Source organism: Blattabacterium cuenoti (assembly GCF_014252095.1).
GTDB classification, from domain to species: Bacteria; Bacteroidota; Bacteroidia; order Flavobacteriales; family Blattabacteriaceae; genus Blattabacterium; species Blattabacterium cuenoti_F.
The window spans coordinates 173,948-189,299 of the sequence record NZ_CP059210.1; the positions used below are offsets into that span (position 1 = coordinate 173,948).

A 15,352-nucleotide genomic window follows, 5' to 3' on the forward strand; every position below is an offset into this window, starting at 1 on the left:
ATTCTTATGAAAAAAGACTTTATTTTAATATTAGATTTTGGTTCCCAATATAGCCAGATGATGGCTAGAAGAATTCGAGAAATAGGGGTTTATGCTATTTTGTATCCCTATAATATTCCTATTTCGAATATCGTATTGAAAAAACCAAAAGGAATTCTTTTATCAGGAAGTCCTTTTTCTATTTATGACGAAAAACCTCCATTAATATCTAGAAAATTATTTCAATTAAATATTCCTATACTTGGAATTTGTTATGGGATGCAACTTATTTCTTTTCTTTTTGGAGGAAAAATAGAAAAATCAAAGTATAAAGAATATGGAAGAACAAATTTTATTATAGATTGTCCTAAAAATAAATTATTTCATGGAATTCCTAAAAAATCATGTGTTTGGATGAGTCATTTTGATGAAGTGAAAAATATTCCAAATGAATTAAAAGGAATCGGACATACTCACTCTTGTGCTATTGCAGCTTTAATTCACAAAAATAAAGATATTTATGCTCTACAATTTCATCCAGAAGTGAATCATACAGAATTTGGAATCCAAATCTTGAAAAATTTTATTCTTCATATATGCAAATGTCATCCAAATTGGGAAATAAATAATTTTGTCCAAAAAACTGTAGAAAACATAAAAAAACGTGTATCTAGTAAAAAAGTTATACTAGGTTTTTCAGGTGGAGTAGATTCTTTTGTAGCCGCTTATATAATCCAAAAAGCTATTGGAGATTCTTTATATTGTATTTTTGTGGATACGGGATTTCTTCTGGAAAAAGAAAAAGAAAAAATATCCCATATATGTAAAAAAATGAATTTTTCTATTAAAATCATAAATGCAAAAGAACGTTTTTTCTCTAGTTTAGATGGAGTGATTGATCCTGAAATGAAAAGAAAAATTATAGGAAAAGAATTTATTTCTATCTTTCAAAAAGAATCAAAAAAAATTAAAAATGTAGAATTTTTGGCACAAGGAACTATTTATTCAGATGTGATAGAGTCTTCTACATTTCATAAAAATTTCTCTATTAAATCTCATCACAATGTAGGAGGTTTACCTGATTTCATGAAGTTGAAGCTGCTTGAACCTTTAAAAGAATTATTTAAAGATGAAGTCAGAAATCTAGGAAAAAAATTAGGAATCCCAAAAGAAATTTTATACCGTCATCCATTTCCTGGCCCTGGATTAAGTATTCGTATTCTTGGAAAAGTAAATAAGAAAAAAGTCTCTATCCTTCAAAAAGCAGAAAGTATTCTTTTACAAGAATTAAAAAATTCAGATCTTTATGAATCCGTAAGCCAAGCTTTTATGGTATTATTACCGGTAAAATCTGTAGGCGTTATGGGAGATAAAAGAACCTATGAATATGTAGCTGTTTTACGTGTAACAAAAACGGAAGATTTTATGACCGCTACCTTTTCCCATTTACCTTACAATTTTTTAGAAAAAATTTCCAATAGAATTATTAATGAAGTAGATGGAATTAACCGTTTAGTATATGACATTACTTCTAAACCTCCGGCGACTATTGAATGGGAATAATGGGAATAAACGGTTTTTTTATATCATCATAGAAACAAGATTATATATGTTTTTTTTTAATTCAATCCTAGAAGAAATTATATCTATAAATCCATGTTCTAAGAGAAACTCTGCAGTTTGAAATCCTTCTGGAAGATCTTTTCCTATAGTTTCCTTAATAACTCTAGGACCAGCAAATCCAATTAAAGCTCCCGGTTCCGCTATATTTATATCTCCAAGTAAGGCATAAGAAGCGGTAACCCCTCCGGTTGTTGGATCTGTCAGAACAGAAATGTAAGGAATCTTTGAATCTCGCAATTGGGTTAATCTAGCTATGGTCTTGGCCATTTGCATTAATGAAAAGGAAGATTCCATGATTCTTGCTCCTCCAGATTTGGATATCAATACATATGGAATTTTTTTTTCAATACAATATTTGATAGCTCTCGATATTTTTTCTCCCACTACGGACCCCATCGAGCCTCCTATAAAGGAAAAATCCATACAGGAGATTACCATATCTAACCCTTCCATTTTTCCTACTCCTGTTCTAATAGCATCATACAAATTTGTTTTTTTTCTTGCTTCTTTAACTCTATCTGTATATTTTTTGCAATCTATCCATTTTATAGGATCTTGACTTATCATTTTAACATTCATTTCTGAAAAATTTCCCTTATCAAAAAGAATTTCAAAATATTCTTGACTGTGAATTCTTACATGATATCCATCTTCCAGACTCACATAGGCATTTTTTTTGAGTTCGTCTGTATCTATGATTTTTCCACTAGGAGTCCTATACCAAAGACCTTTAGGAAAATCTTTTCTATCCTTTATAGGAGTAATAATATTTTTTTTTTTTCTTAAAAACCACGCCATGGTTTTATAAAGTGTTAATATTATTCATTAATTCAAAATATTTTTTTAGAGACATCTTAAAAGATTTTTCTCCTTCCCTCAGCCATACTCTAGGATCATAATATTTTTTATTTGGAATATTTGTTCCTTGTGGGTTTCCTATTTGTTTCTCTAAATATTTCTTATTTTTATTCATATAATCCCTGACTCCACAAGTAAAGGCATATTGTAAATCTGTGTCTACATTCATTTTTATCACTCCATAATTAATAGATTCTTGAATTTCTTTTATAGAAGATCCTGAACCTCCATGAAAAACCATAAAAACTGGTTTTTCTCTAGTATGAAATTTTTTTTGTATATATTCTTGAGTTTCTTTTAATATGATCGGACGTAGAACAACATTCCCAGGTTTGTATACTCCATGAACATTTCCAAAGGAAGCAGCTATCATAAATTTTTTACTTATTTTAATCAATCTTTCATAGGCATAAGCGACTTCTTGAGGATGAGTATAAAGTTTATCCTTTTCTAAATTAGAATGATCTACTCCATCTTCTTCTCCACCTGTTACTCCAAGCTCTATTTCAATAGTCATTTGAATTTTATTCATTCTCTCAAAGTATTTTTCACAAATTCCGATGTTTTCTTCTAAAGATTCTTGAGAAAGATCTAACATATGTGAACTGAATAACGTTTTTCCAAAACGTTTGTAATTTTCTTCGTTAGCTTTTAGTAATCCGTCTATCCATGGAAGGTTTTTTTTAGAACAATGATCTGTATGAAGAATCACCGTAGCTTTATAAAATTCTGATAATTCATGAATATGTTTAGCGCTAGCTATAGCTCCTTTGATAGCGGCTTTTTGTCCTTCATTGCTTAATCCTTTTCCTGCATTAAAAATAGCGCCACCATTGGACAATTGAATGATTACAGGAGAATTCACTTCTCCAGCGGTTTCCATTACAGAATTCATGGTATTAGATCCAACAACATTGACAGCAGGTATAGCAAAAATGTTTTCTCTAGCATATTCGAAGATCTCTTCTACTAGGCTACCAGTAGCTACTCCATAAGGAAATTTTTTAGACATGTGTTGTTTTAATTTAATTTAAGGATAAACAAATGTAAAAAAAGAATTTTTTTCTAAAAAGGCAAAGGGGGTGTGAATTCAAAAATTCATCAAAGGTGTGATCTTTTTCTAAAGGGAATAAAATATTTCCAGAAATCTCTATATTTTTACGTAATACAAACGGGTTTCTTTTTCTCTTATCAAGAGTTTGATTCATTTCCTAATTATAAATAATAGAATTTATGAAATAATCTTCAAAAAGAAGATTTTCTCTTTCCATTTTTATATATTTTTCGAATGTTTTTTTTATTTTTTTCGTTCGTATAGGAAGTCTGGTTTTTTTTCTATAAAACGAGGATGGAAAAATTAATTTTCCTTGTAAAGAAAATTTAGACATATTTTAGAATACTCATTTCTTGGAATCCCATTTAATATAAATGATTTAACACTTTTTTATTCCTAATCAATTTTACAGGAAAAAGATTTAGTATTTTTTTATTCGGTTTTTGTTTCACATAGTTTTCTAAATTAGAAAAATAAACTTTTTTTCCGTTGATTATGAAAACATTTTTTGTAAGTAAATATTTTTCTTTTTGAACCTTTTTTGTCATAAGGAAAAAAAAATATTTTTTTCAAAATTTAACGATTTTAATTTTATCTTTAGAAAGATCATTCATGAATTTTTTATGCTGGCTCCATCCACATTAAAAATATACAACGCTTCAGCAGGTTCTGGAAAGACTTTTTTTTTAGTAAAAAATTACCTTTATCTTCTATTAAAAAGCCCTCATCCTGAAGAGTTTAAACGTATTTTGGCTATAACTTTTACCAATAAAGCTTCTGAAGAAATAAAAAAAAGAATATTACAATGTATAAAAGAATTTTCTAATCAAACAATTAGAAAGGAATATCATTTTTTATTCGATCATCTTACAAAAAATTTGAAATTAACAAAAGATCAACTCTTCGAACGTTCTAAAAATATTTTATATGCAATTTTGGATGATTTTTCTTCTTTTTCCATAAGCACTATAGACAAATTCACTTACCGGACCATTCGATCCATTCTTTACAAGAAAAAGATAAATTTAGAAATGGATACAAAAAAATTTTTGTGGGAGCTTGTAGATAAACTATTAACCGATTCAGGAAAGTGGTCGCCTCTTTTGGTACAATTTTCTTTGGAAAAATTAAAAGAAGGAAAAAATTGGGACATCAGCAAAGAAATATTTAAACTGGCCCTTCTTATAGTAGAAGAGAATAGTTTTTTTCCTATGAAAAAAATGAAAATGCATTCTTTAGATAATTGGATCACATTAAAAAATACTTTGTTAAATAGAACTCAAGAATTTGAAAAAATGTGTCAAAAACAAGGAGAGAAATTTTTTGAATTTTTAAAAAAAAATTCTATTCAAAAAAAGTCCTTCTTTTATTTAGACTTACCAAAACTTTTTCAAAAATTCCGTATGGGAGATATTTTTCTAAATCCATTTGTTAATAACAAACGTCTTGAAAAAAATATTCAACTAGGGGCATTCTATAAAAAAAACATAGATGTCAATCAAAAAAATCTAATAGAAAAAAATAAAAAAGAAATACTTTTTTTATATAAAAAAACTAATTCTTTATATAAAAAAAACATTTCCTCCTATCTCTTAGATAAATTTTTTTTAAAAAACTTGAGTCTTTTATCCATCATACATGAAATAGAAAAAAAATATCAATCCTTAAAAGAAGAAAAAGAAATTCTTTTGAATGCTGAATTAAATCAAATTCTTTATGAAAGAATTTTTCAAGATCCTTTTCCACACATTTATGAAAAAAAGGGAATACAATATAAACATTATTTGATAGATGAATTTCAAGATATTTCCATTTTACAATGGGAAAATCTTCGAATCCTAGTTGAAAATGCTTTATCGGAAAATGGCTCAGCTATGATAGTAGGAGACCCTAAACAATCTATATATGGTTGGAGAGGTGGAGATGCCAAGACTTTTCTTCATCTTATTCATTATTCCTCTAAATATTACCGTAAAAAAGTAGTCTCCATAGAGACCAACTATCGTAGTTTTGAAGAAATTGTAAAATTTAATAATTTCCTTTATCTATCAGCATCTAAATTTTTTCATGACCCCATCTACCAAGATATATATAAAAAATCTCAACAAAAAATATTTAGAAAACCTGGAGGATATGTAGAATTGAATTTCTTTCGCAGAGAAAAAAAAAATTATCAACAATATGTTTATAATCAAATAAAAGAAAAAATTCAAAAATTATTTATACAGAAGTATAAATTATCAGATATAGCCATTTTGGTTAGAAGTAACGAAGAAGGGAATTTTTTGTCTGAAAAACTTATGGAAGATGGATTTCTTGTAAATACTTCTGTTTCTCTTCTCATAAAAAATCATTTAGAAATAGAAATTATTATCCAGTTTTTTTATGTGATTTTCAAACCTTATTGTTCCCAAAAGAAAGCTACTTTAATTTTATTGCTATTGAAAAATAAATTAATTTTCACTAAAAAAAAAGATCATGATTTCCTAATAGAAACTGTTTTTTTACCATTAGATCTTTTTCTAAAAAAATTAAATTTCAATGATTTATTAGATAATCCATCTCTATACAATAGAGCAGAAAATATAATTTCTGGATTGAGTTTATTAAATCAATACAATACTGCTTCTATCTATTCTTTTTTAGATTTTATTCATAGATCTATGAGAATTGTAGGAAATTCTATTGGAGATTTTTTAGAATATTGGGAATCCAAAAAAGAAAAAGAAAGTATCACTTTTTCTGAAAAAATAGACGCTATTCGCATTATGACTATTCACAAGTCTAAAGGTTTGCAATTTCCTGTGGTGATTCTCCCTTTTGCAGATTGGAATGCAGTTTCAAAAAGAAAGGAAGGAACCTGGATAGATATCAGTCCTCATTTATATCATGGATTGGAGACTTTATACTTAGATATAGAACCGAGTTTAAAAAAATATATAGAGGATTCTTCTCTCATAAAAATTTATGAGGATTATCTCTCCAAAACAAGATTTGATAATCTTAATTTATTATATGTAGCTACTACCCGTCCGATGGAACATCTTATCATTTTTTCTAGACATGGAAATGATAAGTCGGTTTCATTTTACCTTAAAAATTTTCTTCATGAAAAGAAATTATGGAATGAAAACATATTTCAGTATTCTTTTGGAAAGAATTCTTAAATAAGGAATTTTTATTTTACATGTTTTTCCGCATGATAAGAAGAACGAACTAATGGTCCGCTTTCTACATATTTAAATCCCATTTTTAATCCAATTTCTTTCAATTCTTGAAATTTATCTGGATCAACAAAAAAACGAACTGGAAAGTGTTTTAAAGAAGGTTGCAAATATTGTCCTATAGTTAGGATATCTACTTGAGAATTTTTAATGTCTTTCAGAGTTTCTAAAACTTCTTCTTCTTTTTCTCCAAGACCCAACATGATTCCCGTTTTTGTACGAATATTTTTATTTTTTTCTTTGATATATTGTAAAACTTTAAGACTTCTATCGTATTTAGCTTGAACACGAATTTCTTTTGTTAATCTAGAAACGGTTTCTAAGTTATGAGAAATCACTTCCGGATGGGTATCTATAATTTTATTTATTATTTTTTTATTTCCTTGAAAATCAGGAATTAAAGTTTCTATAGTTATATCTGGATTCAGATATCTGGTCATTTGTATAGTTTTTACCCATATAGAAGAACCCATATCCTTTAAATCATCTCTATTTACAGAAGTAAGAACAGCATGTTTAATTTCTAATATTTTAATAGATCTAGCTACTTTTTCTGGTTCTTCCCAATCTACCTTTTCAGGACGTCCTGTTTTTACTCCACAAAATTTACAAGATCTTGTACAAAGATTTCCCAATATCATGAAAGTAGCTACTCCTTTCCCCCAACATTCTCCTATATTAGGACAACTTCCACTTTGACATATCGTATTTAATTTGTGTAAATAAACTAAGTTTTGTAACTTCTTATAATTTTTTCCTATTGGAATTCTCACTCTTATCCAATTAGGTTTTTTTTGAATTAAGCTCATGATAGTTTTTAAGGATTCTATTTTTCTCCTATTCTTTCCTCCAAAGATAATAAAATCAATTTTTTTTATAAATTTGTTTTTTTCTGTGTTTTTTTTTATGGAAGTCTTAGTAAGAGATATTGCTGAAAAATTGGAAGATATAGCTCCTGTAGAATATGCAGAATCTTATGACAATATAGGATTAATGGTTGGTTCATATGATCAAAAAGTAAAAAAAATATTGATTACCTTGGATCTCACGGAAGAAGTTTTTGCAGAGTCTTTAAAGAAAAAATGTAATCTTATAATCTCCTTTCATCCTATTATTTTTAACCCCATTAAAAGCTTAACTGGAGATTCTTATTCAGAAAGAGTTTTGATTTCTGCATTAAAGAATAATGTGTCTATTTATGTGATTCACACTAATTTAGATTCGATATGGAAGGGGACTCATTCTTATATCTCTAAACTTTTACAATTAACTAAAGAAAAAGTCCTGTTCCCAAAGAAAGGATTTATAAAAAAATTAACCACTTATGTCCCAATTGATTATTCGGAAAAAGTAAGAAATTCTTTATTTGAGGCTGGGGCTGGAAACATTTCAAATTATAGTCATTGTAGTTATAATTTTGATGGATTAGGGAGTTTTATGGGAAATGAAAAAACCAAACCTTTTTTCGGAAAAAAAGGATGTTTTCATATGGAAAAAGAAACTTGTATTAATGTCGTTTTTCCATCTCATAAATTGAATCTAATTAAAGATGCACTTTTTCAAAATCATCCTTATGAAGAAGTCGCTTACGAGATTTATAATATTGAAAATCACAATCCCTATCTAGGAATAGGAAGAATAGGATATTTATTAGAAGAGATGAATGAATATGATTTTCTTTCTTCTTTAAAAAAGAAGATGAATTTATCCTGTATTAGACATTCTCCACTAACAGGAAAAAAAATTCGAAAAGTTACGATGATAGCAGGTTCAGGTCGCTTTGGAATTGAAAAGGCTATAAAGGAAAAATCCGATGTTTTCATCTCCTCAGATTTCAAATATCATGATTTTTTCAAATCAGAAAAAAAAATTTTGATTGTAGATATAGGGCATTATGAATTGGAAAAAAACACGAAAAATTTATTAAAATCTTTTTTAGATAAAAATTTTATTCATCTACCTATTTATGAATCAGAAATTCATACAAATCCAGTTCAATATTTTTATTGAAAAATATTATGGAAAATAAAATCCAAGAACAAGAAGTGTTAGGAAGAACCGTAGTAGATAAATTACGGGTATTATATAATCTTCAATTAATCGATTCTCGTATAGATGACATACAAAAATTCCGTAGAAATATCCCTATAGAACTTATAAGTTTTGAAGAAGAACTAGACAGAATGAAAAAAAAATTGGAGCTTCTTCAGGAAGACATTCATTCTCTAAAAAAGAATCTGGATAAAAGGAATAAAGAGATTAAATCTTCAGAGATTTTGATAAAAAAATACGAAAAACAAAAGGATAATGTAAAAAATAACAAAGAATTATATTCTCTTGATCAAGAAATTGATTATCAAAAATTAGAAATTCAATTATCTAAAAAAAGAATTCAAGAAATCAATCTGAACATTCAGAAAAATAAAGAAATATTAGAAAAAAAAGAAAAGATTTTTCAACATAAAAAAGAACATCTTTTTCATAAAAAAAAAGAATTAAATCAGATTCTTTTAGAGAATGAAAAAGAGGAAAAAATTCTACTAGAAAAATCTAATTTTTTTTCTAAAAAAGTAGATGATAATTTATTAAAAACTTACAAAAAAATAAGAAATGGAGTGAAAAATGGAGTAGCTGTAGCTCCAGTACAAAGAGGAGCTCCATTAGGTTCTTATCTTGCCATTACTCCTCAGAAGTATTCTGAACTGATACAACGTAAGAAACTTTTAATAGATGAACATAGTGGAAGAATATTAATAGATGCGGAATTAGCTGAAGAAGAGAAGAAAAAATCTTTTGTTTTTTGTTCAAAAAAAAAGAAAAAATAACCTTATATAATAGAAAATAATTATGGTACGTACTTATTCTTCTGATGAAATTAAAATAAAAATAAAAAATTTTGAATTATTAGAAACGGTTTCAGGAAAGAATAAATTTCTTCAAGATTTTTTTTCCGATAAGGCGACTGTAATTATGTTTATTTGCAATCATTGTCCATATGTGAAACATATTAATACAGAATTGGTCCGTTTAGCTAATGATTATCTCCATAAAGGAGTTTTCTTTTTAGCCATCAATTCTAATGATATAGAAAAATATCCAGAAGATTCTCCGGAAAATATGAAAAAAATCTCTCATCAATTAGGTTATCCTTTTCCTTATTTTTTTGATGAAAAACAAGAAGTAGCTAAGTATTATGGAGCTCAATGCACTCCAGAATTTTTTATATTTAACGGGGTAGGAGATTTATGTTATCATGGACAATTAGATGATTCTAGACCAGAAAATGGAATCCCCGTTACAGGATACGATGTAAGAAAAGTATTAGAAGGACTTTTAAAAGGAATAGAAACATCTCTAACTACAAAACCTAGTTATGGATGTAATATCAAATGGAAAATATAAGATGTTTATGATAATTAGGAATAATACTTAAAAAATAATCGATAGAGTCTGAAAGACTTTTTTCTAAAAGTCCTCCTGCCGCATTTTTATGTCCACCTCCTCCAAAATGTTTTCTAGCAAAAATATTAACATCGAAATTTCCTCTGGAACGAAAAGAAATTCTAATAGGAGATTTTTCTTTTTCCTCAAAAAAGAAAACGGAAAAAACTATGTTTTTTATGTATAAGCCATAGCTAATGATACCCTCTGTATCTCCATGATTATATGGATAATAATTTATATCAGAAGCCTTAATACTTGTATAAGCTGTCCGATATTTTTTTATCACTTTTAATTTTTCCAAAGCTTTAGACAAAAGTTTTAATTTATTTTCGCTATATCTTTCCTGTAAATGATTATATATTTTTTCAATATCAATTCCCTTTTCTATTAATTGACCTGCAATAAAATGAGTTTCTGATGTTACAGAAGGAAAACGAAAAAAACCAGTGTCCGTCATCAATCCAACATATAAACATGTAGCTATATTTTTATCAATTTTATCCAAATTTTTCATATTAGATATCAATCTAAATACTAAAATACTAGTAGCTGAAACCGTAGGATCTGAAAACATAAAATCAAAATAAAAAGGAGAAGGGGATGGATGATGATCTATTAATATTTTTTTTGCTTGAGAATCTGTAAAAAATTTCCGAAAGATCTTTATCCTTGATAAATTATTAAAATCTATAAAAAAAATGTAATCTGAATCGACAATCTTTTTTTTTACCAAAAATTGAGTCTTTTCAGAGAAAATAAGAATTTCCTCACTTCCAGGAAGCCATTTAAAAAATTCAGAATATTCTGTAGGAGATATTAAATCTACATCATGTTTAAGTTTTCTCAAATAAAATAAAAGTGCTAAAGAGGAACCTAAAGCATCTCCATCTGGATTAGTATGTGGGACTAATACTATTTTTTTTTTCTCATTTTCGTTAATGAAAGAAAATAACATATAATTCATGATTTTTTTTTCAATCCTAATTCTTCTCCTTTTTTTAACATAAGAAAATAAGCAGAATGAAATTCATTGGATATTCTTCCTTCAAAAATAGATTCCTTAATAAAATTTTTTATGACTCCTATTTTTTTACAGGGAGCGATATGAAAAGCATTCATGATATCGTTTCCTGATATAGGAGATTTCCAGTTTTGAATCCGATCTCTTTCTTCTAGTTTTTTAATCCTTTCTAGGAGAAGAAATAAATTATTTATATATCGATTTTTTTTTTCTAAATTTTTCGTAGTAATATCCGCTATACATAGTTTGATTAAATCTTCAATATCTTTTCCCATGTCAAATAACAATCTACGGATGGCGGAATCACCAGTGTTATCTCCTATTAACGCAACAGGTTTATAACTATTTTGTATCATTTTTTTTACATATCTCATAGGTTCTCCTTTTGGCAATTTCAAACGTTGAAATATTTTTGGAACCATTTTAGATCCTACTAATTCATGTGCATGAAAAGACCAACCTATTTTTGGTAAAAATTTTTTAGTATAGGCCTTTCCTATATCATGAAGCAATGCTACCCATTTTAACCAAATAGAATTACTTTCTTCTTGACTAATATTATCTACTACTTGCAAAGTATGATAAAAATTATCTTTATGCTTATATCCGTTTTTTTCTTCTATTCCTTGCAATAAAGTTAATTCCGGTAATATAATTGATAATAATCCAGATTTATACAATAAAAGTAATCCGATAGAAGGTTTTTTAGATAAAAGAATCTTATTGAATTCTTCTATAATTCTTTCCATAGAAACAATATTTATTCTTTTTCTATTTCTTTGAATAGATTGAAATGAAGATTTTTCAATAAAAAATTGAAGTTGAGTAGCCAATCGAATAGCTCGCATCATTCGCAATGGATCATCAGAATAAGTAACATCTGAATTTAATGGAGTTCTTAATGTTTTTCTTTCTAAATCTGATAATCCTCCAAATGGATCGATTAATTCTCCGTAATTTCTTTCGTTCAAACTAATGGCTAAAGTATTAATTGTAAAATCTCTCCTATTTTGATCATCTTGCAAGGTCCCGATCTCTATGATCGGTTTTCTACTGTATAAATAATATGATTCTTTTCTAGATCCTACGAATTCTATTTTTTGATTTTTATACTCTAACATAGCGGTCCCAAAACGTTTAAATATATTTATTCTAGGAGTGGGGTGAATGTGTTTAGAGACTTCTTTGGCTAATCTAATCCCTTCTCCTATAGTTAGAATATCCAAATCTTTATAGATTCTTTGACCAAGTAAAAAATCCCGAACATAACCTCCTACTACATAACAATCTTGTTGTATTCTTTTAGCAGAAAGACTAATAATACGAAATATATTTCTATGAATAGCAGAAAATAACTTCATGGAAGTTTACATACGTAATATTTTCACTTTATTTGAAACAATTTTTAGTATAGAAGAACTACTAAAACTAGATATCTCTTTTCTACGGAAGTTGACCGCATAATCGATTTTATTTAAAATAGAAGGACTGATTTCACAAAATGATTTAGGAGTAGGAAATCCTGATAAATTAGCAGAAGTAGATATGATGGGTCTATCTAGATTTTGAATTAAACGAGAACAAAAAGGATCCATCGTTAAACGTATAGCTAAAGTATTATCTTTAGCTTTTGGATTTAATTTAGAAACTATTTTTCTAGGATTGTCGTATACTATAGTGATAGGTTTTTTTCTATGATTTTCCTGAAGTATTTTTTTTACGAAAAACGGGATATCTTCTACTAATTCGCATAAACGATCCATGCTTTCTACTAAAAAAATCATAGATTTCGAAAAACTTCTATTCTTTATTTTATATATTTTTTCTATAGCTTTTATATTAAATGCATCACAACCTAAACCCCATACAGTATCTGTAGGATATAATAAACTTCTTCCTTTTTTTAATATTTTTACACTTTTTTCTATTTCTTCGTAAAAAGACATGAAAAATTACAAAACAATGTTATGAGTTCTCAAGGCTTCATTTAAAGAGGTTTTTTTATTTGTGCTATCTTTTCTTTTCCCTATAATAAGAGCACATGGAACCTGATAGATTCCTGAAGGAAATTTTTTTGGAAAAGCCCCAGGAATGACTACAGAAGATTTAGGAATGTAACCTCTCCTCTCCATAGGTTTTTCTTTTGTAACATCAAATATTTTAGTAGTAGCGGTTAAAACTACATTAGCTCCTAACACAGCTTCTCTCTCTATACAAACTCCTTCGACTAAAATACATCTAGATCCAATAAAAACATCGTCTTCAATAATCACTGGAGAAGCTTGTATAGGTTCTAAAACTCCTCCTATTCCAACTCCACCACTGATATGCACTCCACTTCCGACTTGAGCACAACTCCCTACTGTTGCCCAAGTATCTACCATCGTTTTTTCTCCTATATAAGCTCCTATATTTACGTAAGAAGGCATAAGAACTACCCCATGAGAAATATAAGATCCATAACGCGCTACAGCAGGGGGGACCACCCGAATTCCTTTCTCTTTAAATTTATTCTTGATCGGAATTTTGTCATAAAATTCTAATGGACCTAATTCAATCAAATTCATCTTTTTAATGGAAAAATACATGATTATAGCCTGTTTTATCCATTCATGAACCCTCCATTTTCCATTTAATAACTCTGAAACTCTTATAGATCCTTTTTCTAAAAGATCCATAACATGAATCACGAATTTATTTATATTACTATCTGTAGACCATACGGTTTTATTTTTCCAAGCCCTTTCTATCTCTAATTTAAGCTGATCTATTTTCATAAAATCCTACAAGAAATATTTCAAAAACAAAATTAGTAAAAATAAAATAAGATAACAAGTATATATTTGTTATATTTTTAAAATAAGAATGACAAGAATATTGGGAATAGATTATGGAAAAGTAATAACGGGTTTATCTATAACAGACCCTTTACAAAAATTTGCATTTGGACTAAATGCTATTCCAACTAAAAATTTAATGAGTTTTTTAGCTATCCTTATAGCTGAAGAATCGATAAAAAACATTGTTATAGGATTACCAAAAACTTTAAACAACCAAAATGCTTTAATAGAAAAATCTATTCAGAATTTTATTTCTAAATTTCATAAAAAAAATCCTCAAATTAGAATAGAACGAATAGATGAACGTTTTACATCTAAAATGGCTTTTTATACTATGATAGNAGAAGACAAAAAGGACTTATCAACAAAATTAGTGCAACAATCATTTTACAATCTTATCTTACAAAAAAAGAAAAAAAAATTAATCTATGATATTACCTATAGTCGTTTATGGAAATCCTATTCTAAGAAAAAAATGCATAGATATAGATATTTACTCTTGTAGAAAAAAAATACAGGAATTAGTCAAAAATATGTTCGACACGATACACAAAGTGAAAGGAATTGGATTGGCGGCTCCTCAAATAGGAAAGAATATACGAATTTTTATAGTAGAAACTTCCTGTTTATTAGAAAATGGAAAGGATATAGAGAATTATAAAGAAGTTTTTATTAACGCTAGAATATTAAAAATCCATGGAAAAGAATATGAATTTAATGAAGGCTGTCTTAGTATTCCTGGGATCATGGGATATGTCAAAAGAAAGTCTCACGTATCAATAGAATACTATGACCATAATTGGAAAAAAAAGAAAGAAACTCTAAAAGGAATATGTGCTCGAGTGGTTCAACATGAGTATGATCATATGGAAGGAAAACTTTTTATAGATTATTTCTCTTCTAGTAAGAAAAAACTCATAGAAAAAAAACTAAAGACTCTTTTGGGTAGAAATAAAAACCCTAAGAAGTGATATTTTCTACTATTTTTTTAAAAGTATCCGGATCATTCATAGAAAAATCGGAAAGAAATTTTCTGTTAAGTTTAATGTTTTTATCAGATAGTTTTTTCATAAATACAGAATAAGACATTCCATATAAACGAGCTCCAGCGTTTATACGTTGAATCCAAAGAGATTTTAAATCTCTTTTCTTTTTTTTTCTTCCTGAAAAAGCATAACTAAAAGATTTCTCTACAGCGTTTTTAGCCACGGTATAAACCTTACTTCTTGCTCCATAAAATCCTTTTGCATATTTAAGTATTTTTTTACGTTTTCGTCTAGAAGAAACCGCATTTGTAGATCTTGGCATA

At 27.8% G+C, this 15,352-nt stretch carries 15 protein-coding genes and 1 pseudogene; 7 read left to right on the forward strand and 9 right to left on the reverse strand.

Going from position 1 to position 15,352, the window contains the following annotated elements:
* Positions 1–6 precede the first annotated feature (6 nt).
* Positions 7–1,542, forward strand: coding sequence for a glutamine-hydrolyzing GMP synthase (guaA, locus tag H0H45_RS00800; RefSeq protein WP_185866718.1), 1,536 nt, complete (start codon positions 7–9; stop codon positions 1,540–1,542).
* Positions 1,543–1,560: 18 nt separating this feature from the next.
* Here the strand turns inward: guaA and accD are convergent, their stop codons facing one another.
* The 3 genes from accD to H0H45_RS00815 form a co-directional block, all read right to left on the reverse strand.
* A complete protein-coding gene (gene accD / locus H0H45_RS00805; protein ID WP_185866719.1) occupies positions 1,561–2,400 on the reverse strand; it encodes an acetyl-CoA carboxylase, carboxyltransferase subunit beta in 840 nt (279 codons plus the stop codon).
* A gap of 4 nt (positions 2,401–2,404) precedes the next feature.
* A complete protein-coding gene (gene fbaA / locus H0H45_RS00810) occupies positions 2,405–3,472 on the reverse strand; it encodes a class II fructose-bisphosphate aldolase (protein WP_185866720.1) in 1,068 nt (355 codons plus the stop codon).
* Positions 3,473–3,879: 407 nt separating this feature from the next.
* Positions 3,880–4,062, reverse strand: coding sequence for a hypothetical protein (locus tag H0H45_RS00815; protein WP_185866721.1), 183 nt, complete (start codon positions 4,060–4,062; stop codon positions 3,880–3,882).
* A gap of 75 nt (positions 4,063–4,137) precedes the next feature.
* Here H0H45_RS00815 and H0H45_RS00820 point away from each other — a divergent pair, with 75 nt between their 5' ends.
* The gene (locus tag H0H45_RS00820) at positions 4,138–6,681 is read left to right on the forward strand and encodes a UvrD-helicase domain-containing protein (protein ID WP_185866722.1); all 2,544 of its coding nucleotides are present in this window, start codon (positions 4,138–4,140) and stop codon (positions 6,679–6,681) included.
* Between the two features lie 11 nt (positions 6,682–6,692).
* Here the strand turns inward: H0H45_RS00820 and lipA are convergent, their stop codons facing one another.
* Positions 6,693–7,547, reverse strand: a complete 855-nt coding sequence (gene lipA, locus H0H45_RS00825) for a lipoyl synthase (protein ID WP_238785235.1) — start codon at positions 7,545–7,547, stop codon at positions 6,693–6,695.
* Positions 7,548–7,644: 97 nt separating this feature from the next.
* On the opposite strand from lipA, the gene H0H45_RS00830 reads away from it, so the two are divergent.
* Genes H0H45_RS00830 through H0H45_RS00840 form a run of 3 tightly spaced genes read left to right on the forward strand, consistent with a single transcriptional unit; the run spans position 7,645 to position 10,140 of the window.
* Positions 7,645–8,748 carry a Nif3-like dinuclear metal center hexameric protein gene (locus tag H0H45_RS00830; RefSeq protein ID WP_185866723.1) on the forward strand — a complete coding sequence of 368 codons (1,104 nt, stop codon included), beginning with the start codon at positions 7,645–7,647 and terminating at the stop codon, positions 8,746–8,748.
* An 8-nt stretch (positions 8,749–8,756) separates the two neighbouring features.
* Positions 8,757–9,563 carry a zinc ribbon domain-containing protein gene (locus tag H0H45_RS00835; protein WP_185866724.1) on the forward strand — a complete coding sequence of 269 codons (807 nt, stop codon included), beginning with the start codon at positions 8,757–8,759 and terminating at the stop codon, positions 9,561–9,563.
* A 22-nt stretch (positions 9,564–9,585) separates the two neighbouring features.
* Positions 9,586–10,140 (forward strand): thioredoxin family protein, encoded by a 555-nt coding sequence (locus H0H45_RS00840; protein WP_185866725.1) that lies wholly within the window; start codon positions 9,586–9,588, stop codon positions 10,138–10,140.
* On the opposite strand, the gene H0H45_RS00845 is transcribed toward H0H45_RS00840, so the two are convergent.
* Genes H0H45_RS00845 through H0H45_RS00860 form a run of 4 tightly spaced genes read right to left on the reverse strand, consistent with a single transcriptional unit; the run spans position 10,124 to position 13,980 of the window.
* The gene (locus H0H45_RS00845; protein WP_185866861.1) at positions 10,124–11,137 is read right to left on the reverse strand and encodes a DHH family phosphoesterase; all 1,014 of its coding nucleotides are present in this window, start codon (positions 11,135–11,137) and stop codon (positions 10,124–10,126) included. The genes H0H45_RS00840 and H0H45_RS00845 overlap by 17 nt on opposite strands.
* A gap of 5 nt (positions 11,138–11,142) precedes the next feature.
* On the reverse strand, positions 11,143–12,564 hold the full coding sequence (locus H0H45_RS00850) for a CCA tRNA nucleotidyltransferase (protein WP_185866726.1): 1,422 nt from the start codon (positions 12,562–12,564) through the stop codon (positions 11,143–11,145).
* 6 nt (positions 12,565–12,570) lie between these two features.
* The gene (locus tag H0H45_RS00855; RefSeq protein WP_185866727.1) at positions 12,571–13,149 is read right to left on the reverse strand and encodes an L-threonylcarbamoyladenylate synthase; all 579 of its coding nucleotides are present in this window, start codon (positions 13,147–13,149) and stop codon (positions 12,571–12,573) included.
* Between the two features lie 6 nt (positions 13,150–13,155).
* Entirely contained in the window at positions 13,156–13,980 is an 825-nt protein-coding gene (locus H0H45_RS00860; protein ID WP_185866728.1) for a 2,3,4,5-tetrahydropyridine-2,6-dicarboxylate N-succinyltransferase, read from the reverse strand.
* A gap of 88 nt (positions 13,981–14,068) precedes the next feature.
* Here H0H45_RS00860 and ruvX point away from each other — a divergent pair.
* A pseudogene (ruvX, locus tag H0H45_RS00865) lies at positions 14,069–14,475 on the forward strand (Holliday junction resolvase RuvX).
* Entirely contained in the window at positions 14,472–15,014 is a 543-nt protein-coding gene (def, locus tag H0H45_RS00870; RefSeq protein WP_185866729.1) for a peptide deformylase, read from the forward strand. The pseudogene ruvX and the gene def overlap by 4 nt, the downstream one beginning before the upstream one ends.
* Here the strand turns inward: def and rplT are convergent.
* Positions 15,004–15,351: a 50S ribosomal protein L20 gene (gene rplT, locus H0H45_RS00875; protein ID WP_185866730.1), complete on the reverse strand. Its 348-nt coding sequence runs from the start codon at positions 15,349–15,351 to the stop codon at positions 15,004–15,006. The genes def and rplT overlap by 11 nt on opposite strands.
* Between the last annotated feature and the right edge of the window lies 1 nt (position 15,352).

What these genes read in the sequence shown, in the direction of transcription:
- H0H45_RS00830 (WP_185866723.1), top strand. Translation starts at nt 7,645, where the DNA reads ATGGAAGTCTTAGTAAGAGATATTGCTGAAAAATTGGAAGATATAGCT.
- lipA (WP_238785235.1), bottom strand. Translation starts at nt 7,547, where the DNA reads ATGAGCTTAATTCAAAAAAAACCTAATTGGATAAGAGTGAGAATTCCA.
- H0H45_RS00855 (WP_185866727.1), bottom strand. Translation starts at nt 13,149, where the DNA reads ATGTCTTTTTACGAAGAAATAGAAAAAAGTGTAAAAATATTAAAAAAA.
- fbaA (WP_185866720.1), bottom strand. Translation starts at nt 3,472, where the DNA reads ATGTCTAAAAAATTTCCTTATGGAGTAGCTACTGGTAGCCTAGTAGAA.
- H0H45_RS00860 (WP_185866728.1), bottom strand. Translation starts at nt 13,980, where the DNA reads ATGAAAATAGATCAGCTTAAATTAGAGATAGAAAGGGCTTGGAAAAAT.
- H0H45_RS00835 (WP_185866724.1), top strand. Translation starts at nt 8,757, where the DNA reads ATGGAAAATAAAATCCAAGAACAAGAAGTGTTAGGAAGAACCGTAGTA.
- H0H45_RS00820 (WP_185866722.1), top strand. Translation starts at nt 4,138, where the DNA reads ATGCTGGCTCCATCCACATTAAAAATATACAACGCTTCAGCAGGTTCT.
- H0H45_RS00850 (WP_185866726.1), bottom strand. Translation starts at nt 12,564, where the DNA reads ATGAAGTTATTTTCTGCTATTCATAGAAATATATTTCGTATTATTAGT.
- H0H45_RS00815 (WP_185866721.1), bottom strand. Translation starts at nt 4,062, where the DNA reads ATGACAAAAAAGGTTCAAAAAGAAAAATATTTACTTACAAAAAATGTT.
- H0H45_RS00845 (WP_185866861.1), bottom strand. Translation starts at nt 11,137, where the DNA reads ATGTTATTTTCTTTCATTAACGAAAATGAGAAAAAAAAAATAGTATTA.
- guaA (WP_185866718.1), top strand. Translation starts at nt 7, where the DNA reads ATGAAAAAAGACTTTATTTTAATATTAGATTTTGGTTCCCAATATAGC.
- rplT (WP_185866730.1), bottom strand. Translation starts at nt 15,351, where the DNA reads ATGCCAAGATCTACAAATGCGGTTTCTTCTAGACGAAAACGTAAAAAA.
- def (WP_185866729.1), top strand. Translation starts at nt 14,472, where the DNA reads ATGATATTACCTATAGTCGTTTATGGAAATCCTATTCTAAGAAAAAAA.
- accD (WP_185866719.1), bottom strand. Translation starts at nt 2,400, where the DNA reads ATGGCGTGGTTTTTAAGAAAAAAAAAAAATATTATTACTCCTATAAAG.
- H0H45_RS00840 (WP_185866725.1), top strand. Translation starts at nt 9,586, where the DNA reads ATGGTACGTACTTATTCTTCTGATGAAATTAAAATAAAAATAAAAAAT.